We start from the raw sequence: 25643 nt of genomic DNA, 5'->3' as shown, positions 1-25643 counted from the left end.
CGGTTATTCCACCGTCACCGATTTCGCCAGGTTGCGCGGCTGATCAACATCGGTGCCCTTGGCCACCGCCGTGTGATAGGCCAGATATTGCATCGGCACCGCGTAGAGGATCGGCTGAAACACCCCGCCGCCCTTGGGCATGGTCAGGGTCGCGCGCACGCCCTCGCCACCCTCGGCAATCCCGTCGCTGTCGGAAATCAGCAGGATCTGCCCGTGGCGGGCCATGACCTCTTGCATGTTCGAGATGGTCTTGTCGAACAGCGCGTCATGCGGGGCCAGAACCACCACCGGCACCTCGCGGTCGATCAGGGCGATGGGGCCGTGCTTCAATTCGCCCGAGGCATAGCCCTCGGCATGGATATAGCTCAGCTCTTTCAGCTTCAGCGCGCCTTCAAGGGCAACGGGGAACAGCGCACCACGGCCCAGATACAGCACGTCGCGGGCCTCGGACAGCCATTCGGACAGGTTGCTGCAGGCATCCGACAGGTTCAACGTCTGTTGCAGCAGGGCCGGGACCGCGCGCAGATCGCGAAGATGCGCGGCAAGACCCGCATCGTCCAGCCGTCCCCGATCATGCGCGGCCTTCAGCGCCAGGATCGCAAGCGCCGTCAACTGGCAGGTAAAGGCCTTGGACGAGGCCACGCTGACCTCGATCCCCGCCATGGTGGGCAGGGCGATATCGGCATCGCGCGCAATGGCCGAGGTGCCGACATTGACCAGACCGATGGTGCGATCGACATGTTCCTGCGCGTAATGCAGCGCCGCCAGCGTATCGGCGGTTTCGCCCGACTGGCTGATGGCGATGAACCAGCTTCTGGATGACAGCGGAGGCTCGCGATAGCGGAATTCGGAGGCGACATCGATATCGCAGGGCAGGCCGGCCAGTTGCTCGAACCAGTATTTCGCCACATGTCCCGCATAATGCGCCGTGCCGCAGCCGACCAGCGACAGCCGGTCCGCCGTGGCAAAATCCAGACCCTCGGGCAGCACGATCCGGTCGCCCTTGATATAGTGGTTCAGCACATCGCCGATCACCACGGGCTGCTGGGCGATTTCCTTGGCCATGAAGTGACGATAGCCACCCTTGTCGATGGCCGTGGCGCCAACGTCGATGCGGCTTTGCGCGCGGTTGGTCTGATGGCCTTCGGCATCGAAGATCTCGATGGAATCGCGGGTCAGAACGGCGTGGTCGCCATCCTCAAGATAGGTGATGCGGTCGGTGAAGGGCGACAGTGCCACCGCGTCCGAGCCAATGAAATTCTCGCCATCGCCATGGCCGATGGCCAGCGGGCTGCCCTTGCGCGCGGCGACCATCAGATCGGTCTTGCCGTGAAACAGAAAAGCCAGCGCAAAGGCGCCCTGCAGGCGCGCCAGCGTGGCGCGGGCCGCGGCGATTTCGTCCATGCCCTGCGACATGTAATAGGCGGTCAGCAGGGCAACCGTTTCGGTATCGGTCTGCGATTCCGCCTGAATGCCATAGCCGGTCAGTTCCTGACGCAATTCGCGGAAATTCTCGATAATGCCGTTATGGACCACGGCCACGGGACCAGAGCGATGCGGATGGGCATTCACCTCGGTCGCGGCGCCATGGGTGGCCCAGCGGGTGTGGCCGATGCCGGAATGGCCGGGCAGGGGCTGATGCACCAGCAGGTCCGACAGGTTGACCAGCTTGCCGACCGCGCGGCGGCGATCCAACTGACCTTCCGCATCGACCGTCGCCACGCCCGCGCTGTCATAGCCGCGATATTCCAGCCTGCGCAGCGCATCGACCAGTTGGGGCGAGACCTCGTGCTTGCCCAGAATGCCAATAATGCCGCACATCAGCGTTTCTCCGTTTTCTTTGCGCGCAGGGCCTGCATCAGGCGCAGGCCAAGTCCGGGTTTGGTCGCCTGTCGCGACCGTCCGATGGCCAGCGCGCCATCGGGGATATCTTCCGTGATGACCGAGCCGGAACCCGTCACCGCATCCGCACCGACCTGCACCGGCGCGACCAGCATCGTATCGCTGCCGATAAAGGCGCGCGCCCCGATCCGGGTCTTGTGCTTGGAAACGCCATCGTAATTGCAGGTGATCGTGCCCGCGCCGATATTCGTGGCCTCGCCGATATGGGCGTCGCCCAGATAGGTCAGGTGGCCGACCTTGACGCCCTCATCCAGCACCGAATTCTTGATCTCGACGAAATTGCCCACATGAACGTCGCCGCCCAGTTCCGCGCCCGGACGCAGCCGCGCGAAGGGGCCGACCGTTGCCCCGGCCGAGATATGACAGCCTTCCAGATGGCAGAAGGGCAGGATCTCTGCCCCCGATTCTACCGTGACACCGGGTCCGAAAACGACATTCTGCCCGATCACCGCATCGCGCCCGATGGCGGTGTCCAGCGAAAACCAGACCGTCGAGGGATCGGACAGCGTCACCCCGTTTTCCAGCGCATTCTGACGGGCGCGGGTCTGAAAGGCGGCCTCGGCCCCGGCCAGTTCGGCGCGGGTGTTGATGCCCAGCGTTTCCTCTTCGTCGCAGGTCACGACATCGGCGCGGCGCCCCTCGGCCCGGGCCAGCGCCACCAGATCGGTCAGGTAATATTCGCCCGAGGCATTGTTATTCGACAGCCGCGAAATCAGTTGCCGCAGCAACCCGGCATCCAGCGCCATGACGCCGGAATTGCACAGGGCGATCTGGCGCGTAGCCTCATCCGCGTCCTTGTATTCGACGATTTTTTCCAGCCCGCGATCGGTCACGACAAGGCGGCCATAGCGGCCCGGATCCTCGGCCTCGAAACCCAGCACCACCACATCGGCGGGATGCGAGGCCAGCGCCGCCAGCGTGTCCTGACCGATGAAGGGCGTATCGCCATAAAGCACGATCACCTTGCCCTCGAAACCTTCCAGATCGTTCAGCGTTTGCTGCACGGCATGGCCGGTGCCCAGCTGTTCGCGCTGCAGCACGATCCGTGCTTCTGGGTCCAGCTTGGTCACGGCCTTGCTGACCATCTGCGCCCCGTGACCCGCGACGACAATGACCTGTTCCGGCTGCAGGCTGTGGGCCGCGTTCAGCGCATGTCCGACCAGCGGCACCCCGCCCAGACGGTGCAGCACCTTGGGCAGATCGGATTGCATCCTGCTGCCTTGCCCTGCGGCCAGAATGACCACTGCGATGGATTTATCCGACATGCCCGCCTCATTGCCTGTTCACTCTTGTTGCCCGGCGTTCTAATCGGGCTTGCGCGGGCATGAAAGGGGTCGGCGTTCACCTTTATTTACACATCATTGCGGAGTGGCAAATGGCAGGCACGGTTGTATTCGATCTGGACGGCACGCTGGCCGATACCTCGGGCGATTTGATCGCGGCGGCCAATGGCTGTTTTCGCGCGCGCGGTTTGGGCGATCTGCTGGATCCGGTGGCCGATGCGCTGACGGCCTTTCATGGCGGGCGGGCGATGCTGCGGCTTGGCTATGGCCGGATCGGGCCGGATGTGCTTTTGCCGCCCGGTGCCGAGGATAAGGATTACCAGCGCCTGCTGGATCACTATGCCGATCACATCGCGGTTCACACCCGGCTGTATCCCGGCGTGACCGAGGCCTTGCAGCAATTGCAGGACGATGGCTTTCTGCTGACCGTCTGCACCAACAAGCCCGAGGGCCTGGCCGAGATGCTGCTGCGGGAACTGGGCATCCGGGGGATGTTCGGCGGTCTGATCGGCGCCGATACGCTGCCGGTGCGCAAACCCGATCCGCGCCCCTATCGCGCCGCGGTCGAGGCCGCGGGCGGCGAGGTCGCGCAGTCTTTTCTGCTGGGCGATACCGATACCGACCGCAAGACGGCCCGCGCGGCCGGCGTGCGCATCGCGCTGGTCAGTTTCGGACCCGAAGGGCAGGGGATATCGCGGCTGGATCCCGATGCGATGCTGGACCGCTTTGCCGATCTGCCCGAACTGGCGCGCCGCTGGCTGGGCTGACGGGCGCGACACCGGCAGGAAAAACGGCATGAAAAAACGGGGCCGACATGAAGTCGACCCCGTTCCTGTCTTGTCAGCCCGGTTAAGGCTTAGGCCAGCGTCAGATTGCTTGCCGATTCACGACCGTTGCGGTCGGTCTCGATGTCGAAGCTGACGGCCTGACCGTCGTTCAGACCGCGCAGGCCAGCGCGCTCGACCGCCGAGATATGCACGAAGACGTCTTTCGAGCCGCCTTCCGGTGCGATGAAGCCGTAGCCTTTGGTTGCGTTAAACCATTTCACGGTGCCGTTAGCCATCGTGTCATTCCTTACAAAATAGGTGCCGCCCACAGTACGCAGCGGCCTGGCAAAGCTGAAGATCGAAAGCTGAGCCGAAAGGAACAGGTCCGAAACATAGAATGCAGTCTCTGTATAACGCAGCGGAAAAGCCTTTGCGAGGGGCATTGAACAGATCATTGTTAATCGGCGGCAAGGCGCCGTTTTGCATGATTTAACTGCGTCATTGCGATAAGCTGTTTCAGCTTTCGCGCAATTGACGGGCGGTGGAAACTGCGCCATCGAAGGTCGAAAGGCAGCGCCGGTTTCCCGCAGCCTGTCCCCGCTTCGACAATTGCAAAGCTGACCTGACGTGACCGCAGCCCCGATAACCGACGCCCGCGCCAACCTGCTGGGCAGCATGTGGATGATTGCCTCGATGGGGCTGTTCGCGGTCGAGGATGCCTTTGTGAAGGCGGCCTCGACCAGCCTGCCGGTGGGGCAGATCCTGATCATGTTCGGGCTTGGCGGCGCGGTCGTTTTCGCGCTTCTGGCGGCGATGCGACGGACGCCGCTTTTCGTGCGCGATGTGCTGTCGCCCGCGATGCGGATTCGCATGGTCTTCGAAATCATCGGGCGACTGTTCTATGTGCTGGCCATCGCCGTGATCCCGCTTTCTGCCGCGACCGTGATCCTGCAGGCGACGCCGCTTGTGGTGGTGGCGGGCGCCACGCTGGTCTTTGGCGAAAAGGTCGGCTGGCGCAGGTGGAGCGCGATTGTCATCGGCCTGATCGGTGTGATCATCATCGTGCAGCCGGGCACTGACAGCTTTTCCGCGCTGTCGCTGCTGGCGGTGATCGGCATGATCGGCTTTGCCGGTCGCGATCTGGCCAGCCGGGCCGCCCCGAAATCGCTTAACACCTTGATTCTGGGCTTCTATGGCTTTGTTGCGGTGATCGTTGCGGGCGTGCTTTATGCGCTGTGGCGGGGCGAAACTTTCGTCATCCCCGATGCGCGCGCGACCCTGTTCATGGCGGCGGCCGTCGGGGCAGGGGTGACCGCCTACAGCTTCCTGATGAAGGCCATGCGCACGGGCGAGGTCTCGGCCGTGACGCCGTTCCGCTATACGCGCCTGCTGTTCGGGATCGGATTGGGGATCGCGCTGTTCGGTGAAAGCCTGACCATGCCCATGCTGATCGGCTCGGGGCTGATCGTCGCCTCGGGGCTGGTGATCCTGTGGCGCGGACAGAAACGCGGCGCCGCGCGCTGATCCGTCCCATCGGGGCAGACAGAAAAAAGCCCCACCGGAAGGGCGGGGCTTGATGCTTATTCGGCTTCGTTCGCGGGCTTTGCGTTCAGCAGGCCGTAATTCTGGACGCCGATCGTATCGTAAAGCTCGATCTGCGTTTCCAGGAAGTCGATATGACCTTCCTCATCCGCGATCAGATCCTCGAACAATTGCTTGCTGACATAATCGCCGACGCTTTCGCAATGATCGCGTGCCTCGATATACAGCGAGCGCGCGTCATGCTCACCGGCCAGATCGGCCTCAAGCGTTTCTTTCAGGTTCTGGCCAATGCGCAGCGGATCCAGCTTTTGCAGATTCGGGTGGCCTTCCAGGAAAATGATTCGCTGGATCAAACGATCCGCGTGGTTCATTTCCTCGATTGATTCGGCGCGGGACTTGTCGGCAATGCGCCCGTATCCCCAATCTTCCTGCAGCCGATAATGCAGCCAATATTGGCTAACTGCCGTCAGTTCAGACCGCAGAGCTGCGTTTAGGTACTCTATGACCTTTGCGTCGCCCTTCATGTTCATACCCCTTCATACTGTCTGTCTTGTCCCGCAAAATCGGCGGGGCTACGCCCAGACTAGCTGAATGACGCATGGTGTCCAGAAAGAGCGGCATGCAACCACCGCAATCTGCACGCTTTCCAAGGGCATGATAGATCTTTCCCGGCGTGATGATCGTCTGCGGATCGGCGGCACGCATCCATTCGATGGCAGAGTGGATCTCTGTATCGGTGATCTGGGTGCAGTGACAGACAATCATGGCGGGCTCCTGTTGGGCAAGACTTAGCAAAAATGTCGGACAAGTAAAGACCAAGTTTTTTACTTGGCGATCACGTCCTGGTCAGCGGCGCTTGACGAGGCCCGCGCCCGGACGCAGAAGCGCGCCATGAAACTGGATGATTTCGATTTCGACCTGCCGCGAGAGCTGATCGCGACCCGCCCCGCCAAGCCACGCAGCTCCGCACGGCTGTTGCTGGCGCAAGGGGGTGACATTGCCGACCGCCATGTCCACGATCTGCCGCAGATTTTGCAGCCCGGCGATGTGCTGGTGCTGAACGATACCAAGGTCATTCCCGCGCGGCTGTCGGGCACCCGCAGCCGCGCCACCCCGCAGGGCGAGGCCGTGGCCCGGATCGAAGTGACCCTGCTGGAGCCCGCGGCCGAGGGCTGGACCGCGCTGGCCAAGCCGATGCGCAAGCTGAAGCGGGGTGAGGTGATCCGCTTCGGCGATCAGCTGTCGGCCACCGTGGCCGAGATCGGGCCCGACGGGCTGCGGCTGGTCTTCGATGCGCAGGGCGACGCCTTTGATGCAGCGCTGGCGCAGGTGGGGGCGATGCCGCTGCCGCCCTATATCGCCGCGCTGCGGGCGCCCGACCGGCAGGATCATCAGGATTACCAGACCGTCTGGGCGCAGCATCAGGGCGCCGTGGCCGCCCCCACGGCCAGCCTGCATTTCGATGAACCGCTGCTAGAGGCGCTGCGTCAGCGCGGCGTCGAATTCGTGCATGTCACCTTGCATGTCGGGGCAGGGACGTTCCTGCCGGTCAAGGTCGAGGATGTCACCACCCACAGGATGCATGCCGAATGGGGCGAGGTCACGGCCGAGGCTGCCCAGCGGATCAACCGCGCCAGGGCCGAGGGTCGCCGGGTGATTCCCGTCGGCACCACGGCGCTGCGGCTGATCGAATCCGCCGCGACAGAGCAGGGCCTGATGCAGCCGTTTCGGGGCACGACGGATATTTTCATCTATCCCGGTTATCACTTCCGGGTGACCGATGGTCTGATGACGAACTTTCATCTGCCAAAATCGACATTGCTGATGTTGGTTTCCGCCCTGATGGGGCCGCAGCGCATCCGGCAAATATATGATCACGCAGTTAAAAATTCGTATAGGTTCTTCAGCTATGGTGACTCGTCCCTGCTGATTCCCTAAGGCGTTTTTTGTCTGGCGTCGCACGCCATTCCGCTTTACGGGCGCGTCAGGGGCCTCGACCCCGTGAATCACACGACGACATCTAGAAAGAAGAGACGCGCCATGGCATCGGTAGTGCGTTCAACCTGGCCCCTTTTGTTGGGCATCCTGTTGCTGATGGTCGGCAACGGCATGCAGGGCACATTGCTGGGTATTCGCGGCGGGATCGAGGGGATCCCGACCTTCCAGATGTCGGTCGTCATGTCGGCCTATTTCGGTGGCTTCCTGCTGGGCAGTCTGGCCGCGCCACGGATGATCCAGACCGTCGGCCATGTGCGCGTCTTTGCGGCCCTGGGCTCGTTGATTTCGGCGGTGCTGGTGCTTTATGCCACGGCGCCCGACTGGATCGTCTGGTCCGTGCTGCGCTTCATCATCGGCTTCTCCTTCTGCGGCGTCTATATCACCGCCGAAAGCTGGCTGAATGCCGGCGCCACGAATGAGACGCGGGGCCAAGCGCTGTCGGCATACATGATCGTGCAGATGGCGGGGATCATCATCGCGCAATTCCTGCTGAACACGGGCGATCCGGCGGGGTTCCTGCTGTTCATCATCCCCTCGGTGCTGGTGTCGCTGTCCTTCACGCCGATTCTGCTGTCGGCGCAGCCCGCCCCGGCATTTTCGACCATCAAGCGCATGTCCTTTGGCCGCCTCTACCGGGCCTCTCCGCTGGGCTGTATCGGCGTGTTCCTGATGGGGGGCGTATTCTCGGCGCTGTTTGGCATGTCCTCGGTCTGGGGCGCGTCGACGGGCATGACGGTGCGCGATATCTCGGTCTTTGTGGCGGCGATCTATATCGGCGGGCTGATGCTGCAATTTCCTATCGGCTGGCTGTCGGACCGAATGGACCGGCGCAAGCTGATCCTGGGGCTGTCGGTCTTCGGGTCGGTGGTGATCGCGGCGACAATCGCGCTGCAGCCGAATATCTGGTGGCTGATGATCGTCGGGGCGCTGATCGGCGGCGTCGCCAATCCGGTCTATGCGCTTCTGCTGGCCTATACGAACGACTACCTGGATCAGTCCGATATGGCGGCAGCCTCGGCCGGCCTTCTGTTCATCAACGGCCTTGGCTCGATGACGGGTCCGCTGATCACCGGCTGGCTGATGGGTCTGATCGGCCCGGACGGGTTCTGGGTCTATATGGGGATCCTGCTGGCCGCGCTGGCGATCTATGCCGGCTGGCGGATGACGCGCCGCGCTTCGATCTCGGTCGAGGATCAGGGCAGCTATGCCGTCATCACGCCCAGTGCGACGACTTTGGCCGTGTCCGAGGCGCTGGACGAAGCCCAAAGCGACAGCGTGGCAAGCGATCCGGCGGATGAGGATCTGGACGCGGATCCCCATGACGACATTCCCCAGGCGGTCGAAAATCCGGATGGCCGCAGCGCGGGATAGGCGGTTCTTGCGCATCCCCGGCCATCTGCTTGCTGACCTGTCCCGAATGGTTTAACGCTGAACTATCTTCAGCGATCGGGGGAGCATATGGCCCAGAATTTTGATGTGGTAGTTATTGGCGCGGGGCCTGGCGGTTATGTTGCCGCGATCCGGGCGTCGCAGCTTGGCCTGAAAGTGGCCTGTATCGAGCGCGAGAACCTGGGCGGCATCTGCCTGAACTGGGGCTGTATCCCGACCAAGGCACTGCTGCGCTCGGCCGAGGTGTTTCACCTGATGGAGCGGGCCAAGGATTTCGGCCTGACTGCGGACAAGATCGGCTATGACCTTGAAAAGGTCGTGCAGCGGTCGCGCGGCGTGGCGAAACAGCTGTCGGGCGGCATCGGCCATCTGTTCAAGAAGAACAAGATCACCCCGATCATGGGCGAGGCGAAAATCACCGCGCCGGGCAAGATCACCGTGAAGACCGACAAGGGCACGGAAGAGGTCACGGCCAAGAACATCATCATCGCCACCGGCGCCCGCGCCCGCGAGCTTCCGGGGTTGGAGCCCGATGGCAAGCGCGTCTGGAACTACCGGCATGCGCTGGTGCCGCCGCATATGCCGAAAAAGCTGTTGGTCATCGGCTCGGGCGCCATCGGCATCGAATTCGCCAGCTTCTTCAACACCTTGGGCGCCGATACCACGGTGGTCGAGGTGATGGATCGCGTCCTGCCGGTCGAAGATGCCGAGATCAGCGCCTTTGCCAAGAAGCAATTCACCAAGCAGGGCATGAAGATCATGGAAAAGGCGGCGGTCAAATCGCTGGACCGCAAGGCCGACAAGGTCATCGCCACCATCGAAGCTGGCGGCAAGACCGAGAAGGTGGAATTCGACACGGTGATTTCGGCGGTCGGCATTGTCGGCAATGTCGAGGGCATCGGGCTTGAGGAGCTGGGCATCAAGGTCGACCGCACCCATGTCGTGACCGACGAATATTGCCGCACCGGCGTGGACGGCATCTTTGCCATCGGCGACGTCGCGGGCGCACCCTGGCTGGCGCATAAGGCCAGCCATGAAGGCGTCATGGTGGCGGAACTGATCGCGGGCGAAAAACCGCATCCGATCAAGCCGAACAGCATCGCGGGCTGCACCTATTGCAACCCGCAGGTTGCCAGCGTCGGTCTGACCGAAGCCAAGGCCAAGGAAGAGGGTTATGAGATCAAGGTCGGCCGCTTCCCCTTTATCGGCAATGGCAAGGCCATCGCGCTTGGCGAACCCGAAGGCATGATCAAGACCATCTTCGATGCCAAGACGGGCGAGCTTCTGGGCGCGCATATGGTCGGCGCCGAGGTGACGGAACTGATTCAGGGCTATATCGTCGGCCGCACGCTGGAGACGACCGAGGCCGAGCTGATGGAAACCGTTTTCCCGCACCCGACCCTGTCCGAAATGATGCACGAATCCGTTCTGGACGCCTATGGCCGCGCGCTTCATTTCTGATCGGCAGACGCTGTGACGCTTCGAAAGCCGACCCCTCGCGGGTCGGCTTTTTTCATTGTCACGGCCCCGTCTTGATCGCCGCGTCTTGATCGCCGCTTCTGTCGGCGCATCTCTGCCACAGCGGGCGACGGATCGGTGAAATTGCAATTTCTGATAGACTTCAGCGCCATCATGCTATGCTGCCCGCAAATCGCCCGTCCCGAAGCGCGCCGGGCCAGATGAAGGAAGACCTCACCGACCCATTTTTACTGCTCGACAACTGAAAAAGGAGACGATCGTGGCCGATACGCTGATTTCCGTTGATCTTTCAGAAAGCCCGCATGGCAATGACAAGGTGCATAACCGTTGGCATCCTGACATTCCGATCGCGGTCTGGGTCGAACCGGGGGACGAGTTCAAGATCGAGACCTATGACTGGACCGGCGGTCAGATCAAGAATGACGATGACGCCGCAGATGTGCGCGATGTCGAACTGGAACAGGTGCATTATCTCTCGGGGCCCATCGGCGTCAAAGGCGCCGAGCCGGGCGATCTGCTGATTGTCGAGATTCTGGATATCGGGGCAAAGGAAGAGATGAACTGGGGCTTCAACGGCTTCTTTTCGAAACAGAATGGCGGTGGCTTTCTGACCGATCATTTCCCGCAGGCGCAGAAGTCGATCTGGGATTTCCACGGCATGTTCACGACCTCGCGCCATGTGCCGGGCGTGCGCTATGCCGGGCTGATCCATCCGGGCCTGATCGGCTGCCTGCCGGATCGCAAGATGCTGGACATGTGGAACGCGCGCGAAAAGGCGCTGTTCGACACCGATCCCGACCGGGTGCCCGCGCTGGCGGCGCTGCCCAATACGCAATCCGCGCATATGGGCGCGATGCGCGGAGAAGAGCGTGACAAGGCCGCGGCCGAGGGCGCGCGCACCGTGCCTCCGCGCGAGCATGGCGGCAATTGCGACATCAAGGACCTGTCGCGCGGCTCGACCATCTATTTCCCGGTCTATGTCGAGGGCGGCGGCCTTTCGATGGGGGATCTGCATTTCAGCCAGGGCGATGGCGAGATCACCTTTTGCGGCGCCATCGAAATGGCCGGCTGGCTGCATCTGCGCGTCGGGCTGATCAAGGAGGGCTGCGCGAAATACGGGATCAGGAATCCGATCTTCAAACCCTCGCCCATTGCGCCGAAATACGACGATTACCTGATCTTCGAGGGGATCTCGGTCGATGAGGCGGGCAAGCAGCACTATCTGGATGTGCATATCGCCTATCGTCAGGCCTGTCTGAACGCCATCGAATATCTGAAGAAATTCGGCTATTCCGGCGCGCAGGCCTATGCCATTCTGGGGACGGCGCCGGTGCAGGGGCATATCTCGGGCGTGGTCGATATCCCGAATGCCTGCGCGACGCTGTGGCTGCCCACGGATATCTTCGACTTCGATCTGAAACCGAATCCGGGCGGTCCTGTGAAGGCGCTGGACGGGTCGGTCGATGTGCCGCTTGCGCCCGATCTGTAACGCGCGCGGGCCGGGTGCCGCCCGGCCCGGGAACAGCATCTGATGAGGCTTTGCCATGCCGACCTATGATTATCTTTGTCAAAGCTGTGGCCCGTTTCAGGCCCGCGCCGCAATGGCCGATTTCGACAAGCCGAAAGAGTGCCCGGATTGCGGCGGCACCAGCGCGCGGGCGCTGCTGTCTGCGCCGGTCATTGCGCAGATGGATGGCGCGCGTCGGCACGCCATCACGACGAATGAACGCAGCGCCGACAGCCCAAGGCGCAGCAGCCATGGCCCGGGATGCGGCTGTTGCGGGGGCGGAGGCAAGGCGCGCCAATCTGGCACGCTGCATCATCCCGGCGGCGCGAAATCATTTCCGGCCAAGCGGCCCTGGATGATTTCGCATTGATGGCCTGATGCCCGACAGGGCGGTGGTCGCTGCAGATTGCCGGGGCGACCACCCGTCGGTTGCTCAGCTTTCCGGCGCGGTTTTTTCGTCCAGCGGCGGCAGCTTGATCATGGTCTGCTGCGCCATCGAGCCATTGGCGACGATCACGTCCCGGCCATCGTCGGTGCGCAGGACGGTAAAGCCCAGGGACATCTTGTCCACGGTGCCGGTTTCAAAAAAATTCGCCGTCGGTGCCGCGATCTGCAGGCGGTCGCCGCGCCGGAAGGGCTTGTACAGCACAAGGCTGATCCCGGCGACAAGATTGCCCAGCGTGGTCTGTGCGGCAAAGCCGATGACCACCGACATCAGGCTGACACCCGCCAGCAAGGCCGTGCCCAGACGATGCAGCACCGGCACCATATGCGCATAGAGCGTGAACATCAGCAGCCAGATCATCAGGATCGAAAGCTGGCTGAGAAAGGACAGCGTGATCTGGTCGATCTGTTCCGATTGATCGTGCAGAAGCGCCTCTTTCAGCAGACGTCGGACGATCCAGGACAGCAGCAGACCGGCAAGGAAAAGAAACGCCGCCAGCGCCGCTGCGCCAATCGGAGTGCCGGGATCGAAGCTGTGTTGGATTGTCTGTAAATTCATGAAGTCCTCATTTACGCAGGGTACAGGTTTGGCAGAACAGGCCGCGACGGTTCAGTTCGTCGCGGGTTCCAGCCGGGTGATCCCGGTCGCGGCGGCGCGCGCCAGCCCGGGGTCCAGGGACATGCCGATATATTCGCCGCGGCGCCACAGATCGGCAAGGTCGTCGTAATGACGTGACAAGGGGTGGCCGGATTGCCCGGTCGAGATGATGAAGACCGAACTGTCGGGATCGGCCAGATCATAGACGCCGCGATAGCCCGGCCCGGTCGTCGCCTCGAAGGGCGCGGTGCCATGTCCCATCAGCGGCGTGCGCGCGACCGAGAATGGCCCGCCCGACAGCGATTGCGTCAGGTTCACGACCCAACGAAGCCCCGCGATCTGACCCAGAACCGGATGGGCCTGCCGCACCTGATGCGCGTCGCCCCATCTCCAACTGGTGACATCGGGGCCATATTTTTCCGACAGGGTCAGGATCGCGCGGTCCAGCGCCTGACGGGCGATGGTGGTGCAATCCTCGGTCGGCGCGCTCTGGACGATATCGCACCAGGCGGCCGCGCCGTCGCGATTGCGGAACACGGCGTCGATAAAGCCCGGATGCAGGTCGTGGATATCATCGGCCACGGGGCCAAGCTCGTCCCGGATCAGCCGGTCCTGCAGGGCCGACATCCAGGCGGAATAGATCAGCGGCTCGGGCAGATGCTCGCTCATCGCGCCATCCCATTCGGCCAGCAGGTTCAGCGCGTCCTGACGCTGGCGTTCGGGCGTGCCCGAGGCGGCGGGTTCGCCGGTAAACCACAGTTCCGCCCCGACAATGGGCAGCAGCGTGCGCGCGGCCGGGCTGACGATATCAAGCTGCGCGGCGATGAAGCTGTCGCGGGAATGGATCTCTCGATCCTGCAGCAGCCAGCCAAGGCGACCGCGCCGCAGCGCGACCGGTCCCATCTCTTCCGTGGCCAGAACGATGCCGTTATCGGTGGCTTGCGAACTGCCGTCCAGCGCGACGATGTCGGTCCAGTCGGCCTCGGTCTGCCAGCCGGGCACGGGCAGGGCGCCGCCGGTCGGGTGATTGGCCGCGCGTTCCGGCGCGGCCCCGACCGTTAATTGCCGGATGTTCCTGTTATCGGCCAGCGTGACGGCAAAAGCCGGGGCGACGACGCCTTCGACGATACGAGCCGCGCTGTTGGCATCCGTCGCGCCCATCAGCCCGACCAGCGCCGACATGGTGGTGTCATCGCCCGAGGAACCTGTCCAGCGCAGCGCGGGCACAAAACCCGCAGGCGTGATATCGGCCAGCCCCGGATCCAGACCCGGCACCAGCGGTCCATTGCGGCTGAACCGCAGGGTGATGTTGCGATCGGGTTCATCCAGCACGCGGATCACCTCGCGGCGGGATTGCAGGTCGGCCCAGCCGGTGGGCGCGCGATAGCGGTCGGGGCTGCCGGGCTGGATCTCCTCCATCGCGATATCGGCATCGTCCAGCGGGGCCGGGGTCAGTCCCCAGGCCAGTTGCGGATTGCGGCCCGACAGGATCACCGGCATGCCGGGAATCGTCGCCCCGATCACCCCGCCCGAGGATAATTGCATCCGCGCCAGATAATACAGCGAGGGCGCCACCAGTGGCGCTTGCGGATCATTGGCCAGCAAGGTGCCATGCGCCGCCGTGCGGTCGGGCATGGCGGCAAATCCGTTCGCGCCCAGACCGTCGCCGGGACGCAGGAAATCCTCGACCGAGCGGTGGCCGTCATTGCGCGCCCTGCTTTCGGGCGCTGGAAAGCGGGCATTCGGGAACAGTTCTGCGTAATCAGGCAGCGCAGCCGGTCCGCCCTCGCCGCGCAGCAGCTCGGTCCCGCGATCGGGCCAGGCCAGCGACAGGCGGGCGCGCAGCACTTCCTTGGCGGCGGAATGGCTGCTGGCGGCGGCCAGCAGTTTCAGGATCGCCAGCGAGTCGGCGGGCTGCCAATAGGAAATATCCTGCGGCCGCAGGAAGAATTCGGGCGCGCCACGGCCAAGCGCCTGCGCATTCACCTGCCCGATCCATTCATTCACGCCGGCGGCATAGGCGCGCAACGCGGCCAGCGTCGCCTGATCCTGATCCTCGACCGAGGCCACGGCATTGCGGTACAATTCAAGCCGCCGTGCCAGATCGTCCGAGGGGAAGGCCTTGCGACCATAAATCTCTGACAGGCGGCCCTGTGCGGCGCGGCGCAGCAGTGTCATCTGGAACAGCCGGTCCTGCGCATGGGCCAACCCAAGCGCGAAATAGACATCCGCATCGCTGGACCCGAAGATATGCGGAACGTTTTCGGTCGAGCGCACGATCTCGACCGGGCCGGCGATGCCCTGCACCCGGTAGGTGGCATTGTAATCGGGGATCGAGCGCGTGGCGAAATACCAGGTCAGCACCATTGCCAGAACCAGCAGAACGATCAGCGCGACCGTCGCCCTCAGAAGCCAGCGGAAAAGTGTCAGCATATCAGGACAGGATCCATTCGCCGGTCGGTTCTTTCAAAAGCATCCCGCCGGTGCTTGACCACGGCGTGACAGGGTGATGGGGTGATGCATAAGGCAGGCGCCGCCGCTTGACAACGCGGCTGCTGGCCCGGGGGAAATTGCCGACCAGAAAATTTCGGCGGCAGAACAGCATGAAGGAAAGTGGCGATGGCGAAACTGGCATTTCTGGGGCTGGGCGTGATGGGCGGGCCGATGGCGGGGCATCTGCAGGCCGCCGGGCATGAGGTCACGGTCTATAACCGCACCGCTGCGCGCGCGAAGGACTGGGTGTCGCGCCACGGAGGCCAGATGGCCGAGACGCCGCGTGAGGCGGCAGAGGGTGCGGAGTTTGTGATGGCCTGCGTCGGCAATGACGACGATCTGCGGCAGGTCTGCACCGGGCAGGACGGCGCCTTCGCAGGCATGGGCCAAGGCGCGATCTTTGTCGATCACACCACGGTATCCGCCGCCGTGACACGCGATCTGGCCCAGATCGCGGCCGAGGCAGGCATCGGCTATATTGATGCGCCGATCTCGGGCGGGCAGGCGGGGGCCGAGAATGGCCAGCTTTCGGTGATGTGTGGTGGGGAACAATCAGATTTCGACAAGGCGCAGCCGGTGATCGACAGCTATGCCAAGATCTGTCGCCTGATGGGGCCGGTCGGGTCGGGGCAGATGACCAAGATGTGCAACCAGATCGCCATTGCCGGGCTGGTTCAGGGCCTGTCCGAATCGCTGGCATTCGCAGAAAAGGCCGGGCTGGATGTCGAAAAGGTGGTCGAGGTGATCAGCCAGGGCGCCGCGGGCAGCTGGCAGATGGTCAATCGTCACAAGACCATGGCCGCGCGCGAATTCGAGCACGGCTTCGCGGTGGACTGGATGCGCAAGGATCTGGGCATCTGCCTGGCCGCCGCGGATGAGATCGGGGCCTCGCTGCCGGTCACGGCGCTGGTCGATCAGTTCTACAAGGATGTGCAGAAAATGGGCGGCAGCCGGTGGGATACCTCTTCCCTGATCGCGCGGCTGGACAGGTGAACCCGGTCCTGCACCGCGCCGTCTGCCCCGCGCCGCGTCCCGAATGGTTCGAGACGCGCTTTGCCGAAAATGGCTGGACCGGGTCCTGGCGCAACGGCGTTTTCGACTGGCACCACTTTCACATGACCACGCATGAGGTTCTGGGCTGCTACGCAGGCTGGGCCGTGATCCAGCTTGGCGGAGAGACGGGGCAGCCGCAGCGGATCACGGCGGGCGATGTGGTCATCATCCCGGCTGGTTGCGCGCATAAGCGGCTGGAGGCCTCGGCGGATTTCGCGGTGGTCGGCGCCTATCCGGGTGGCGCCAGCCCGGACATGCAGCGCGGGCAGGGGGTGGCCTGCCCGTTGCTGGTCTGGGACCGGGACCCGGTTTTTGGGCAGGCTGGTGCCAGCGGCTGAGGCGGCCCCAACGTCACGCTTGATTGCCGATCCGCTTTCCTGAAACCTCTACCCCGGGGATAATCGGGAGGAGAAGATGGAAGGTTTGATGATGCATCGCCCGCTGCTGCAAGGCGGGCTTCTGGATTTCGCGGCGGACAGCTTTCCCGATGCGGAAATCGTCTCTCGCCGTGTCGAGGGGGATACGCATCGCGAAAGCTATGCCGAGGCGCGCGAGCGGGTGACGCAGCTGTCCTTCGCGCTGGAACATCTGGGCGTCGAAATGGGCGACCGCGTCGCCACCCTGGCCTGGAACGGTTATCGCCATTTCGAGCTTTATTACGCGATACCGGGGATCGGTGCGGTCTGTCACACCATCAATCCGCGCCTGTCGCCCGAACAGATGATCTATATCATCCGACATGCGGAAGATAAGGTCATCTTCACCGATCTGACCTTCGTGCCGATGCTGGAAAAGCTGCAAGAGCATCTGCCGCCGCTGCATTACGTGATCATGACCGACCGCGCCCATATGCCGCAAACCTCGCTGGATGCGCTGTGCTATGAGGATCTGTTGCAGGGGCATCCGACGCGCCGCGACTGGCCGGAATTCGCGGAAACCACGGCCTCGGGGCTGTGCTATACGTCGGGCACGACGGGCGATCCCAAGGGCGTGCTGTATTCGCACCGCTCGAACATGCTGCATGCGCTGTCGGTGGCCACGGTGCTGGGTCCGGACCTGCACTACGAGCCGCGCATCCTGCCGGTCGTGCCGCTGTTCCATGTCAACGCCTGGGGGCTTCCCTTTACCGCGCCGCTGATCGGCGGCAGCCTGATCATGCCGGGGCCGTTTCTGGACGGGGCCAGCCTGTGGGATCTGTGCCAGGCCGAGCGCGTGGAAACCGCCTGGGGCGTGCCGACCATCTGGCAGGGTCTGTATGCCGAGATCGGCAAGCGCGGGCACAAGCCCGACGCGCTGCGCCATATGGTCGTCGGCGGCAGTGCCATGCCGCGCAGCCTGATCGAGAATTACGAAAAGATCGGCGTCGATGTGAACCACGCCTGGGGCATGACCGAAACCTCTCCGCTTGGCTCTCAGGGGGCGCTGCCCGTGAACAAGCTGGATGCGCCCTTCGAGGAACGGATGGCGCTGAAATCCACGCAGGGCAAGCGCGTCTTTGGCGTCGATATGAAGATCGTGGACGAGGACGGCAAGGAAATGCCGCAGGATGGCGAGGCCATGGGCGAACTTTACGTGCGCGGCAACACGATCATGGGCAGCTATTACAAGAACGAGGCCGCGACCCGTCAGGCCATCGATGCCGATGGCTGGTTCGGCACCGGCGATGTGGCCTCGATCTCGGCCAGCGGGCGGCTGGTGCTGCGCGACCGGGCCAAGGATCTGATCAAGTCCGGTGGCGAGTGGATCAGTTCGATCGATGTCGAGAACATGGCCCTGATGCATCCCAAGATCGCGCAATGCGCCATTATCGCGCTGCCGCATCCGAAATGGGACGAACGTCCGCTGCTGGTGGTCAAGCCCGCCGATCCGGCCGATCCGCCGACGCTGAACGAGGTGAACGAGATGCTGTCAAAGGCGCTGGCCCGCTGGCAGTTGCCCGACGATCTGGTGCTGGTCGACGAGCTGCCTTTGACCGCCACGGGCAAGGTCAGCAAGCTGTCCCTGCGCCAGCGGTTCAAGGATCACGTTCTGCCCGATCTGGCCGGTTGACGCCTCAGGCTGGCGGCAGCATCAGCGTCGCCAGCGCCTGCCGCTGCGCCTCTGGCGTGGGCATGGGGCGGCGGGTGGCATTGTCCACCGTCACCATGATGAAATGGCTGCGCGCGGATTCGCGTGGCTCGCCATTGCGGAACATCCCCATGTCCAGCCGGAACGAGGATGTGCCCATCTGCGACAGCACCACCCCGATCTCGATCCGGTCGGGATAAGACACCTCGGAAAAATACTTGCAGCCGTTTTCGACCACGACCTGAATCGGCCCGTCCTTCGCCAGATCCAAAAAGCCGCGCCGGATCAGCGACAGGTTCATCGCCTCGTCGAACAGTTCGAAATAGGTCGCGTTATAGATATGGCCGAACTGGTCGTTATCGCTCCATCGGGTCTGCAATGTTTGAAACTCGGCATAGGCGCTGCGCTCTCTTGGTGGTTCCCGCGTGGTCATCCTGTCCCCTCATCTGACGGGTTCAGCCTAGGGTGAAGGCTTGACAGGGGAAAGCCCCGGCGGAAATCTCGGCCCGTTATGGGGAGAGGAGAGAAGATGCGGACACGCGGTGCGGTGCTGGAACGGATGGGGCTGCCCCGTCCCTATGGCGACAGCAGACCCTTGCGGATTGCCGAGGTCGAACTGGACGATCCCGGCCCCGGCGAATTGCTGGTGCGGATGGTGGCCGCGGGTCTGTGCCATTCCGACCTGTCCAGCATCAATGGCGACCGCCCGCGCGCGATGCCGCTGTTGCTGGGGCACGAAGCGTCCGGCGTGGTGCAGGCGGTCGGCCCGCATGTCAGCCGCTTTGCGCCCGGCGATCACGTGGTGCTGGTCTTCGCGCCCTCCTGCGGGCATTGCCTGCCCTGTGCCGAGGGGCGCCCGGCGCTGTGCGAACCGGCGGCGGTGGCGGCGGGGCAGGGCAGCCTGATCACCGGGGCCAAGCGCATCCGCGAAGGCGGGCAGGTGATCGACCACCATATCGGCGTCTCGGCATTTGCCGAACATGCCGTCGTGGCCGAGGCTTCCTGCGTCAGGATCGACCCTTCGATCCCGCTGGACCGGGCGGCCCTGCTGGGCTGCGCGGTGTTGACCGGCGTCGGTGCGGTGATCAATACCGGCGCGCTGAAGGCCGGTCAAAGCTGTGCGATCGTGGGGCTTGGCGGGGTCGGGCTGGCGGCGCTTCTGGGTGCGGTGGCGGCGGGGGCGCGGCAGGTGATTGCGGTCGATATCTCGGACCAGAAGCTGCAGGTCGCCCGCGATCTGGGCGCGACCCATACGGTCAATTCGCGCGATCCCGATGCGCTGGCGCAATTGCGGCAGATCTCGGGCGGCGGGGTCGATCTGGCGGTTGAACTGGCGGGCGTCGTTCCGGCGCTGGAATTCGCCTATGAGGCCGCGCGGCGCGGCGGCACTGTCGTCACCGCGGGCCTGCCCAATCCCGATGCGCGGATGAGCCTTGCCCCGGTCACGCTGACGGCGGGCGAAAAAAGCCTGAAAGGCAGCTATATGGGATCCTGCGTGCCGATGCGCGACATTCCTCGCTTTGCCGAGATGATGATGGCCGGCAAGCTGCCCATCGAAAAGCTGGTCACGCATGAACTGACGCTGGATCAGATCAATGAGGGGTTCGAGCGGCTGGCAGACGGATCCGCCATCCGGCAGCTGATCCGCTTCTAACCTTTGGCCTGCATCATCTGCCACAGATCCTGCAACCCGGCCCGTGCCATCTCTACCCCGTCAGCCTGCGCCGCAGACAGCCCCTGCGATGCCAGCGCGGCAAGGTAATGCGCATCCCATTGCCCGTCGCCGATCACCACGACCTCTTGTCCCAGCCAATAGGGGCGGGCGGCGGCCAGTTCCGCACCGATCAGCAACCCCGCCAGTCGCGACGCCGCCTGCGCCTTGTCCGACTGGCCCAGCGTCACCTGCGCCCGCAGCCCGGCCAGATCGGCGGCCAGACCCGCAGGGCGCGACATGGCGTGGTTCAGGGCCTGCGCAAACCCGTCATCCGCCGGGTCGGCTGGTGCGGGCAGGGCGTCGAAGGACCGGATCATGCTGAACAGTTCCGCGCTGATGAAGCTGCGAAAGCTGACGACCTCTCCGGCGCTGAGATGCGCCCAGACCGTGCTGTGCCCGATCAGGCACAAGACGCCATCGAAATCGGGCCGCGTGGTCAGAAAGCCGCGAATCCGGCCCGGCTGATGGCGCATCAGATCGGCGGGCGCGGCCTGCGACAGGCCGGGCATGCGCCCCTGATCCGCCGCGACAGCAACGGCCGAGGGCACGGGCGTCAGCGCCGCATCCGGCCATCCGCTGCGCAGCAGGGGCCGGTCCGTCACGGGCAGATCGGCCAGCATGGTCTGCAAGACCTGCTCGGGCGATCCGGCGACGATCCGCTGCGACAGCGCGCCATCGACCCATAGCCGCAGCTTCACCCCATCGAATTCCGCACCCAGCCAATCGGTTCTCATCGCATCGGACATTCTGCCGCCTTGTCTTTGCCTTCCCTCGCGCAGCATATGTCCAACCGCCCCCGGCCTGTCCAGCCGCGCTTGCCGCTTGAGCCGCCCAAATCTTTCGCATAACCAGCAATCATGAAGATATTATTTCTTGGTGATGTCATGGGCCGCGCGGGCCGCCGCGCGATAGTGGAACGGCTACAGCCGCTGCGCGAAAGGCTGAAGGCCGATCTTGTGGTGGTGAATGCCGAAAACACCAGCGGCGGGCGGGGCTGCACGGCGGGACATGCCCAGCTGTTGCTGGAGTCGGGCGCCGATTGCCTGACGCTGGGCGATCATGCCTTCGATCAAAAGGACATGCTGGCTTTTATCGACAAGGAAAGCCGGATCGTGCGGCCGCTGAACTTTGCCAAGGACGCGCCGGGCCGGGGGCATACGGTGATCAGCGATGCGCGCGGGCGCAAGCTGCTGGTGACGCAGGCGCTTGGGCAGGTGTTCATGTCGCGGCCCTATGACGATCCGTTCTCGGCGCTGGATGGCGTCTTGCGCGCGCATCCGCCCGGCGGGCTGGTTCAGGCCGCGCTGGTCGATTTCCATGCCGAGGCGACCAGCGAAAAGATGGCCTCGGGCCATTTCTGCGACGGGCGGGCCAGCATCGTCGTGGGCACCCATACCCATGTGCCCACCGCCGATATCCAGATCCTGCCGCGCGGCACGGCCTTTCAATCGGATGCGGGCATGTGTGGCGATTATGACAGCATCATCGGCATGGACAAGACCGAGCCCCTGCGCCGCTTCATCACCGGCATGACCCGCGACCGCTTTACCCCGGCCGAGGGAGAGGCGACATTATCCGGCATTTTCGTCGAAACCGACGACCGGACCGGGCTGGCCAGATCGGCAATTCCGGTCCGTCAGGGCGGACGTCTGGCCGCCACGCCCGATGAGCTAACTTGATCAGACCAGTTGTGGGGCACCCATGACAGCGGGTAATGAGAATCACGCAGGTCCTCTTGCCGACCATGCGTGATATTTTGATGGGTTCTGAATGCTCGGATTTGAACTGACTGGCACGGCCTCGGCAATCACGACGATTTTCATCATCGCGGGAATGCTGACCCTGTTTATCCGCGAAACCTACCCGCCAGAGGTCACCGCGATCCTTGGCGCCGTGGCCTTGCTGGTGCTTGGTATCCTGACGCCCGATATGGTCGTCGATGTGCTGGCCAACCCGGCCCCCTGGACCATTGCCTTCATGTTCATCATCGTCGGCGGGCTGGTGCGGACCGGCGCGCTGGACTGGATCGGCCAGAAGGCGGCGAAACATGCCGCGACCCATCCCACCCTGACCCTGGGCAGCATGGCGCTGCTGGTCTGCGGGCTGTCGGCCTTTGTGAACAACACGCCGCTGGTCGTGGTGATGATGCCGATCTTCATGCAATTGGCGAAAGAGCTGGGAAAATCGCCCTCGAAACTGCTGATCCCGCTGTCCTATCTGTCGATCCTTGGCGGCACCATGTCGATGATCGGCACCTCGACCAACCTGCTGGTCGATGGTGTCGCCCGGCGCTCGGGGATGGAGCCTTTCTCGATCTTCGAGGTGACGCCGGTGGGGCTGCCCATGGCGGTGGTGGGGATCATCTATCTGCTGATTTTCGCGCCAAAGCTGCTGCCCGATCGCGATTCCGTCTCGCAGCTTGTGTCGCAGCGCAGCAGCATGAAATTCTTTACCGAAGTCGCCGTGCCGGAAGGGTCGGAACTGATCGGCAAGGCGCTGGATCAGGTGGATATCTTCTCTCGCGACGGATCGCGGGTGATCGACGTGCTGCGCGGCGATGCCTCGCTGCGGCGCGATCTGGCGGCGGTGCGGCTTGAGGCCGGGGACCGCGTCGTGATGCGCACCGCCATGTCCGAGGTTCTGGGCCTGCAAAGCAACAAGGCGGTGCGGCTGGTCGACAAGCTGAGTTCGGTCCAGACCTCGACGGTCGAGGTGCTGATCACACCCGGCTGCCATATGGTCGGGCGTCGTCTGGGATCGATGCGTCTGCGCCGCCGCTATGGCGTCTATGTGCTGGCGGCGCATCGCAAGAACCAGAATATCGGGCGGCAGCTGGACGATCTGGTCGTGCGGGTCGGCGATACGCTGCTGCTGGAGGGCACGCCCGAGGATGTCCAGCGCCTGGCCACCGACATGCAGATGGTCGAGGTGAACACGCCCTCGGACCGCGCCTATCGGCGCAGCCATGCGCCGATCGTGGTGGCGACGCTGGCCGCGGTGGTGATCCTGTCGGCCTTCAATGTCGCGCCGATCCTGCTTCTGGCCTTCGTGGGTGTCGCGGTGGTGCTGGGCACGCGCTGTATCGATGCGGATGAGGCGCTGAGCTTTGTCGACGGGCAGCTGATGGCGCTGATCTTTGCGATGCTGGCTGTCGGGGCGGGGCTGGAAAATTCCGGCGCTGTGGAACTGCTGGTCAACAAGATCGCGCCGCATCTGGCGGATGCGCCGTCCTGGGGGCTGATCCTGGCCGTCTATCTGCTGGCCACGGCCCTGACCGAGACGGTCACGAATAACGCCGTCGCGGTGATCGTGACGCCGGTGGCGATCTCGATGGGGCTGCAACTGGGTGTCGATCCCCGCCCGCTGGTGGTGGCGGTGATGATGGGCGCCTCGGCCAGTTTCGCGACGCCCATCGGCTATCAGACCAATACGCTGGTATACGGGCCCGGCGGCTATCGCTTTTCGGATTTCATCCGGGTCGGCCTGCCGCTGAATGTCCTGATGGCGGTGGTTGCGTCGCTGGTGATCCCGGTCTTCTGGCCGCTCTATCCCTGAAAACCGGGCAGAGCGGCGGATATTCTTGCCCCCTTCGTCTTGCGACGGCGGGGGTGGCTGGACTAAAAGCAGCCGAATCCAGACTGTATGATATGCGAAGGAACGAGCATGGCAGGCCATTCCAAATGGGCCAACATTCAGCATCGCAAGGGTCGCCAGGATGCGATCCGCTCGAAGCTGTTTTCGAAACTCGCCAAGGAAATCACCGTGGCCGCCAAGATGGGCGACCCGGACCCTGAAAAGAACCCGCGCCTGCGCCTGGCGGTGAAAGAGGCCAAGTCGAACTCTGTCCCCAAGGACGTGATCGACCGCGCCATCAAGAAGGCGATCGGCGGGGATGCCGAGAATTACGACGAGATCCGCTATGAGGGCTATGGCCCCAACGGGATCGCGCTGGTGGTCGAGGCAATGACCGATAACCGCAACCGCACCGCGTCGAATGTGCGCAGCTATTTCACCAAATCGGGTGGCGATCTGGGCCAGACCGGCTCGGTGTCTTTCATGTTCGACCGCGTGGGAGAGATCAAATACGGGCCTGAAGCGGGCGATGCGGATACGGTGATGATGGCCGCCATCGAGGCCGGCGCCGATGATGTGGACAGCGACGATGAGGGGCATTGGATCTATTGCGCCGATACCGCGCTGAACGAGGTTTCCACCGCTTTGGAGGGCAGCCTGGGCGAATCCGAGACGGCGAAGCTGATCTGGAAGCCGCAGGCCCCGACCGAGGTGACGGATCTGGAGACGGCGCAGAAGCTGATGCGGCTGATCGAGACGCTGGAAGATGACGATGACGTTCAGAATGTCACCGGCAATTTCGATCTGTCGGACGAGGTTGCGGCGCAGTTGTAGCGCCTGATCGGCAAGGCCGGGGGCGCTGCCCCCGGACCCCCGGGATGTTTGGACAAAGAAGAAAGCCGTCAGGGGCGCAGGGCGTCGCTGGCGGTTTTTCTGATTGCCCGGGTGAGGGCGGTCAGGGCCGGGGCCATGATGCGGCTGCTTTGCCAGTAAAGCGGGATATCCATGGGGCTTTCGGGGGCGAGGTCGATCAGCCTGCCCTGTTGCAGGTCGTCCCGGATCAGGCATTCGGGGTTCATCCCCCAGCCAAGGCCAAGACGCGTCGCCTGGGCAAAGGCCTGGGTGGAGGGGACGCGGTGGATCGGGGCGGTGATGCGCTGGCCGGTTACCGCCTCGGCCCAGCGGGTTTGCAGCATATCCTTGCTGTTGAAGCTGAGCATGGGGGCGGATTGCAGGTTTTCGGGGCCGAGCCCGTCTGCGAAATGCTGCCGGGCGAAAGCCGGGCTGGCCGTGGCGCGGTAGCGCATGGTGCCGAGCGCGATGCTGTCGCAGCCGGCGACCGCGCGGCTGTCGCTGGTGATGGCGCCGATGACCAGGCCGCTGCGCAACAGGTCAAGCGCGTGGTCCTGATCGTCGATGGTCAGGTCGATCATGCCCGCCGCCGCCGTCATCGCGGGCATGACCCAGCTGGCCAGGCTGTCGGCATTGACCGCGATGCGCAGGACCGGGGTGACCGCGACGTGGTGATCCAGCGCGCTTTCCAGCAGCCCCACCTGATCCAGATGCGCGGCAAGCCTGTGCCCGGTTTCCGTGCCGGTGACCGGCGGGCCGCGATCGACCAGCACCGCGCCCATCCGGTCTTCCAGCGCGCGGATGCGTTGCGAGATGGCAGAGGGTGTCACATGCAGCGCCGCTGCCGCGGCATCGAAGGAGCCGCGGCGGATCACCTCGGCCAGGGCTGTCAGGGCGGGATAGTCGAGCATTAGTTGTACTACATCAGATTAAGATCAATTCATTTTCATTAAACTACAGATCATGGCATCAGCAAGGCAAC

Annotated in this window: 24 protein-coding genes; 14 read left to right on the top strand and 10 right to left on the bottom strand. The window is 63.7% G+C overall.

Annotation, left to right across the window (positions count from 1 at the left end; translation table 11 throughout):
• Nucleotides 1-3: 3 nt before the first annotated feature.
• Both glmS and glmU read right to left on the bottom strand, forming a co-directional pair.
• Nucleotides 4-1821 carry a glutamine--fructose-6-phosphate transaminase (isomerizing) gene (glmS, locus tag JHX87_RS04210; RefSeq protein WP_271882604.1) on the bottom strand — a complete coding sequence of 606 codons (1818 nt, stop codon included), beginning with the start codon at nt 1819-1821 and terminating at the stop codon, nt 4-6.
• Entirely contained in the window at nt 1821-3167 is a 1347-nt protein-coding gene (gene glmU, locus JHX87_RS04205; RefSeq protein ID WP_271882602.1) for a bifunctional UDP-N-acetylglucosamine diphosphorylase/glucosamine-1-phosphate N-acetyltransferase GlmU, read from the bottom strand. The genes glmS and glmU overlap by 1 nt, the downstream gene beginning before the upstream one ends.
• Before the next feature lie 110 nt (nt 3168-3277).
• On the opposite strand from glmU, the gene JHX87_RS04200 reads away from it, so the two are divergent.
• Nucleotides 3278-3952: an HAD hydrolase-like protein gene (locus JHX87_RS04200; RefSeq protein WP_271882600.1), complete on the top strand. Its 675-nt coding sequence runs from the start codon at nt 3278-3280 to the stop codon at nt 3950-3952.
• A gap of 89 nt (nt 3953-4041) precedes the next feature.
• On the opposite strand, the gene JHX87_RS04195 is transcribed toward JHX87_RS04200, so the two are convergent.
• Nucleotides 4042-4248 (bottom strand): cold-shock protein, encoded by a 207-nt coding sequence (locus JHX87_RS04195; protein WP_271883461.1) that lies wholly within the window; start codon nt 4246-4248, stop codon nt 4042-4044.
• 331 nt (nt 4249-4579) lie between these two features.
• Between JHX87_RS04195 and JHX87_RS04190 the strand changes: the two genes are divergently transcribed.
• Complete coding sequence (locus JHX87_RS04190) at nt 4580-5476, top strand: DMT family transporter (protein ID WP_334220869.1); 897 nt, start codon at nt 4580-4582, stop codon at nt 5474-5476.
• Between the two features lie 56 nt (nt 5477-5532).
• Here JHX87_RS04190 and bfr read toward each other — a convergent pair whose 3' ends face one another.
• Nucleotides 5533-6018 (bottom strand): bacterioferritin, encoded by a 486-nt coding sequence (gene bfr, locus JHX87_RS04185; RefSeq protein ID WP_271882598.1) that lies wholly within the window; start codon nt 6016-6018, stop codon nt 5533-5535.
• Nucleotides 5966-6259 carry a (2Fe-2S)-binding protein gene (locus JHX87_RS04180; RefSeq protein WP_271882596.1) on the bottom strand — a complete coding sequence of 98 codons (294 nt, stop codon included), beginning with the start codon at nt 6257-6259 and terminating at the stop codon, nt 5966-5968. Before JHX87_RS04180 ends, bfr begins: the two co-directional genes overlap by 53 nt.
• A 126-nt stretch (nt 6260-6385) precedes the next feature.
• Here JHX87_RS04180 and queA point away from each other — a divergent pair, with 126 nt between their 5' ends.
• The 5 genes from queA to JHX87_RS04155 all read left to right on the top strand — a co-directional run bounded on the left by queA (nt 6386) and on the right by JHX87_RS04155 (nt 12237).
• On the top strand, nt 6386-7432 hold the full coding sequence (queA, locus tag JHX87_RS04175; protein ID WP_271883459.1) for a tRNA preQ1(34) S-adenosylmethionine ribosyltransferase-isomerase QueA: 1047 nt from the start codon (nt 6386-6388) through the stop codon (nt 7430-7432).
• A 102-nt stretch (nt 7433-7534) separates the two neighbouring features.
• Entirely contained in the window at nt 7535-8863 is a 1329-nt protein-coding gene (locus JHX87_RS04170; RefSeq protein WP_271882595.1) for an MFS transporter, read from the top strand.
• Between the two features lie 87 nt (nt 8864-8950).
• The gene (gene lpdA / locus JHX87_RS04165) at nt 8951-10342 is read left to right on the top strand and encodes a dihydrolipoyl dehydrogenase (protein WP_271882593.1); all 1392 of its coding nucleotides are present in this window, start codon (nt 8951-8953) and stop codon (nt 10340-10342) included.
• Between the two features lie 277 nt (nt 10343-10619).
• Nucleotides 10620-11849: a formamidase gene (fmdA, locus tag JHX87_RS04160; RefSeq protein ID WP_271882591.1), complete on the top strand. Its 1230-nt coding sequence runs from the start codon at nt 10620-10622 to the stop codon at nt 11847-11849.
• Nucleotides 11850-11904: 55 nt separating this feature from the next.
• Nucleotides 11905-12237, top strand: coding sequence for an FmdB family zinc ribbon protein (locus JHX87_RS04155; protein WP_271882590.1), 333 nt, complete (start codon nt 11905-11907; stop codon nt 12235-12237).
• Between the two features lie 63 nt (nt 12238-12300).
• Here JHX87_RS04155 and JHX87_RS04150 read toward each other — a convergent pair whose 3' ends face one another.
• Together JHX87_RS04150 and JHX87_RS04145 are read right to left on the bottom strand one after the other, a co-directional pair.
• Nucleotides 12301-12870 carry a mechanosensitive ion channel family protein gene (locus tag JHX87_RS04150; RefSeq protein ID WP_271882589.1) on the bottom strand — a complete coding sequence of 190 codons (570 nt, stop codon included), beginning with the start codon at nt 12868-12870 and terminating at the stop codon, nt 12301-12303.
• A 51-nt stretch (nt 12871-12921) separates the two neighbouring features.
• Nucleotides 12922-15342, bottom strand: coding sequence for a penicillin acylase family protein (locus JHX87_RS04145; protein ID WP_271882587.1), 2421 nt, complete (start codon nt 15340-15342; stop codon nt 12922-12924).
• 186 nt (nt 15343-15528) lie between these two features.
• On the opposite strand from JHX87_RS04145, the gene JHX87_RS04140 reads away from it, so the two are divergent.
• The 3 genes from JHX87_RS04140 (at nt 15529) to JHX87_RS04130 (ending at nt 18504) form a co-directional block, all read left to right on the top strand.
• Nucleotides 15529-16395, top strand: a complete 867-nt coding sequence (locus JHX87_RS04140; protein WP_271882585.1) for an NAD(P)-dependent oxidoreductase — start codon at nt 15529-15531, stop codon at nt 16393-16395.
• Nucleotides 16392-16793, top strand: coding sequence for a hypothetical protein (locus JHX87_RS04135; RefSeq protein ID WP_271882584.1), 402 nt, complete (start codon nt 16392-16394; stop codon nt 16791-16793). The genes JHX87_RS04140 and JHX87_RS04135 overlap by 4 nt, the downstream gene beginning before the upstream one ends.
• A gap of 76 nt (nt 16794-16869) precedes the next feature.
• The gene (locus tag JHX87_RS04130) at nt 16870-18504 is read left to right on the top strand and encodes a long-chain fatty acid--CoA ligase (RefSeq protein ID WP_271882582.1); all 1635 of its coding nucleotides are present in this window, start codon (nt 16870-16872) and stop codon (nt 18502-18504) included.
• A gap of 4 nt (nt 18505-18508) precedes the next feature.
• Here the strand turns inward: JHX87_RS04130 and JHX87_RS04125 are convergent, their stop codons facing one another.
• On the bottom strand, nt 18509-18955 hold the full coding sequence (locus JHX87_RS04125; RefSeq protein ID WP_271882581.1) for an acyl-CoA thioesterase: 447 nt from the start codon (nt 18953-18955) through the stop codon (nt 18509-18511).
• 96 nt (nt 18956-19051) lie between these two features.
• Here JHX87_RS04125 and JHX87_RS04120 point away from each other — a divergent pair, with 96 nt between their 5' ends.
• Nucleotides 19052-20176, top strand: coding sequence for a zinc-dependent alcohol dehydrogenase family protein (locus JHX87_RS04120; RefSeq protein WP_271882580.1), 1125 nt, complete (start codon nt 19052-19054; stop codon nt 20174-20176).
• On the opposite strand, the gene JHX87_RS04115 is transcribed toward JHX87_RS04120, so the two are convergent.
• On the bottom strand, nt 20173-20970 hold the full coding sequence (locus JHX87_RS04115) for a 2-dehydro-3-deoxygalactonokinase (protein WP_272833833.1): 798 nt from the start codon (nt 20968-20970) through the stop codon (nt 20173-20175). The genes JHX87_RS04120 and JHX87_RS04115 overlap by 4 nt on opposite strands.
• A 123-nt stretch (nt 20971-21093) precedes the next feature.
• On the opposite strand from JHX87_RS04115, the gene JHX87_RS04110 reads away from it, so the two are divergent.
• The 3 genes from JHX87_RS04110 to JHX87_RS04100 all read left to right on the top strand — a co-directional run bounded on the left by JHX87_RS04110 (nt 21094) and on the right by JHX87_RS04100 (nt 24643).
• Nucleotides 21094-21915: a TIGR00282 family metallophosphoesterase gene (locus JHX87_RS04110; protein WP_271882577.1), complete on the top strand. Its 822-nt coding sequence runs from the start codon at nt 21094-21096 to the stop codon at nt 21913-21915.
• A 91-nt stretch (nt 21916-22006) separates the two neighbouring features.
• Nucleotides 22007-23791, top strand: coding sequence for an SLC13 family permease (locus JHX87_RS04105; RefSeq protein ID WP_271882576.1), 1785 nt, complete (start codon nt 22007-22009; stop codon nt 23789-23791).
• Nucleotides 23792-23899: 108 nt separating this feature from the next.
• Complete coding sequence (locus JHX87_RS04100; RefSeq protein ID WP_271882574.1) at nt 23900-24643, top strand: YebC/PmpR family DNA-binding transcriptional regulator; 744 nt, start codon at nt 23900-23902, stop codon at nt 24641-24643.
• A gap of 68 nt (nt 24644-24711) precedes the next feature.
• Here the strand turns inward: JHX87_RS04100 and JHX87_RS04095 are convergent, their stop codons facing one another.
• On the bottom strand, nt 24712-25572 hold the full coding sequence (locus tag JHX87_RS04095; RefSeq protein WP_271882572.1) for a LysR family transcriptional regulator ArgP: 861 nt from the start codon (nt 25570-25572) through the stop codon (nt 24712-24714).
• Nucleotides 25573-25643: the final 71 nt, after the last annotated feature.

It is taken from the genome of Paracoccus fistulariae (assembly GCF_028553785.1).
Classification (GTDB): Bacteria; Pseudomonadota; Alphaproteobacteria; order Rhodobacterales; family Rhodobacteraceae; genus Paracoccus; species Paracoccus fistulariae.
Note: the sequence above shows the minus strand (reverse complement) of the source record. Positions and strands in the feature narration are given on the sequence as shown.

What these genes read in the sequence shown, in the direction of transcription:
- JHX87_RS04125 (WP_271882581.1), bottom strand. Translation starts at nt 18,955, where the DNA reads ATGACCACGCGGGAACCACCAAGAGAGCGCAGCGCCTATGCCGAGTTT.
- JHX87_RS04150 (WP_271882589.1), bottom strand. Translation starts at nt 12,870, where the DNA reads ATGAATTTACAGACAATCCAACACAGCTTCGATCCCGGCACTCCGATT.
- JHX87_RS04130 (WP_271882582.1), top strand. Translation starts at nt 16,870, where the DNA reads ATGGAAGGTTTGATGATGCATCGCCCGCTGCTGCAAGGCGGGCTTCTG.
- JHX87_RS04120 (WP_271882580.1), top strand. Translation starts at nt 19,052, where the DNA reads ATGCGGACACGCGGTGCGGTGCTGGAACGGATGGGGCTGCCCCGTCCC.
- JHX87_RS04105 (WP_271882576.1), top strand. Translation starts at nt 22,007, where the DNA reads ATGCTCGGATTTGAACTGACTGGCACGGCCTCGGCAATCACGACGATT.
- JHX87_RS04145 (WP_271882587.1), bottom strand. Translation starts at nt 15,342, where the DNA reads ATGCTGACACTTTTCCGCTGGCTTCTGAGGGCGACGGTCGCGCTGATC.
- queA (WP_271883459.1), top strand. Translation starts at nt 6,386, where the DNA reads ATGAAACTGGATGATTTCGATTTCGACCTGCCGCGAGAGCTGATCGCG.
- JHX87_RS04095 (WP_271882572.1), bottom strand. Translation starts at nt 25,572, where the DNA reads ATGCTCGACTATCCCGCCCTGACAGCCCTGGCCGAGGTGATCCGCCGC.
- glmU (WP_271882602.1), bottom strand. Translation starts at nt 3,167, where the DNA reads ATGTCGGATAAATCCATCGCAGTGGTCATTCTGGCCGCAGGGCAAGGC.
- bfr (WP_271882598.1), bottom strand. Translation starts at nt 6,018, where the DNA reads ATGAAGGGCGACGCAAAGGTCATAGAGTACCTAAACGCAGCTCTGCGG.
- JHX87_RS04170 (WP_271882595.1), top strand. Translation starts at nt 7,535, where the DNA reads ATGGCATCGGTAGTGCGTTCAACCTGGCCCCTTTTGTTGGGCATCCTG.
- JHX87_RS04180 (WP_271882596.1), bottom strand. Translation starts at nt 6,259, where the DNA reads ATGATTGTCTGTCACTGCACCCAGATCACCGATACAGAGATCCACTCT.
- JHX87_RS04195 (WP_271883461.1), bottom strand. Translation starts at nt 4,248, where the DNA reads ATGGCTAACGGCACCGTGAAATGGTTTAACGCAACCAAAGGCTACGGC.
- JHX87_RS04155 (WP_271882590.1), top strand. Translation starts at nt 11,905, where the DNA reads ATGCCGACCTATGATTATCTTTGTCAAAGCTGTGGCCCGTTTCAGGCC.
- JHX87_RS04140 (WP_271882585.1), top strand. Translation starts at nt 15,529, where the DNA reads ATGGCGAAACTGGCATTTCTGGGGCTGGGCGTGATGGGCGGGCCGATG.
- JHX87_RS04115 (WP_272833833.1), bottom strand. Translation starts at nt 20,970, where the DNA reads ATGAGAACCGATTGGCTGGGTGCGGAATTCGATGGGGTGAAGCTGCGG.
- JHX87_RS04100 (WP_271882574.1), top strand. Translation starts at nt 23,900, where the DNA reads ATGGCAGGCCATTCCAAATGGGCCAACATTCAGCATCGCAAGGGTCGC.
- glmS (WP_271882604.1), bottom strand. Translation starts at nt 1,821, where the DNA reads ATGTGCGGCATTATTGGCATTCTGGGCAAGCACGAGGTCTCGCCCCAA.
- JHX87_RS04110 (WP_271882577.1), top strand. Translation starts at nt 21,094, where the DNA reads ATGAAGATATTATTTCTTGGTGATGTCATGGGCCGCGCGGGCCGCCGC.
- JHX87_RS04200 (WP_271882600.1), top strand. Translation starts at nt 3,278, where the DNA reads ATGGCAGGCACGGTTGTATTCGATCTGGACGGCACGCTGGCCGATACC.
- lpdA (WP_271882593.1), top strand. Translation starts at nt 8,951, where the DNA reads ATGGCCCAGAATTTTGATGTGGTAGTTATTGGCGCGGGGCCTGGCGGT.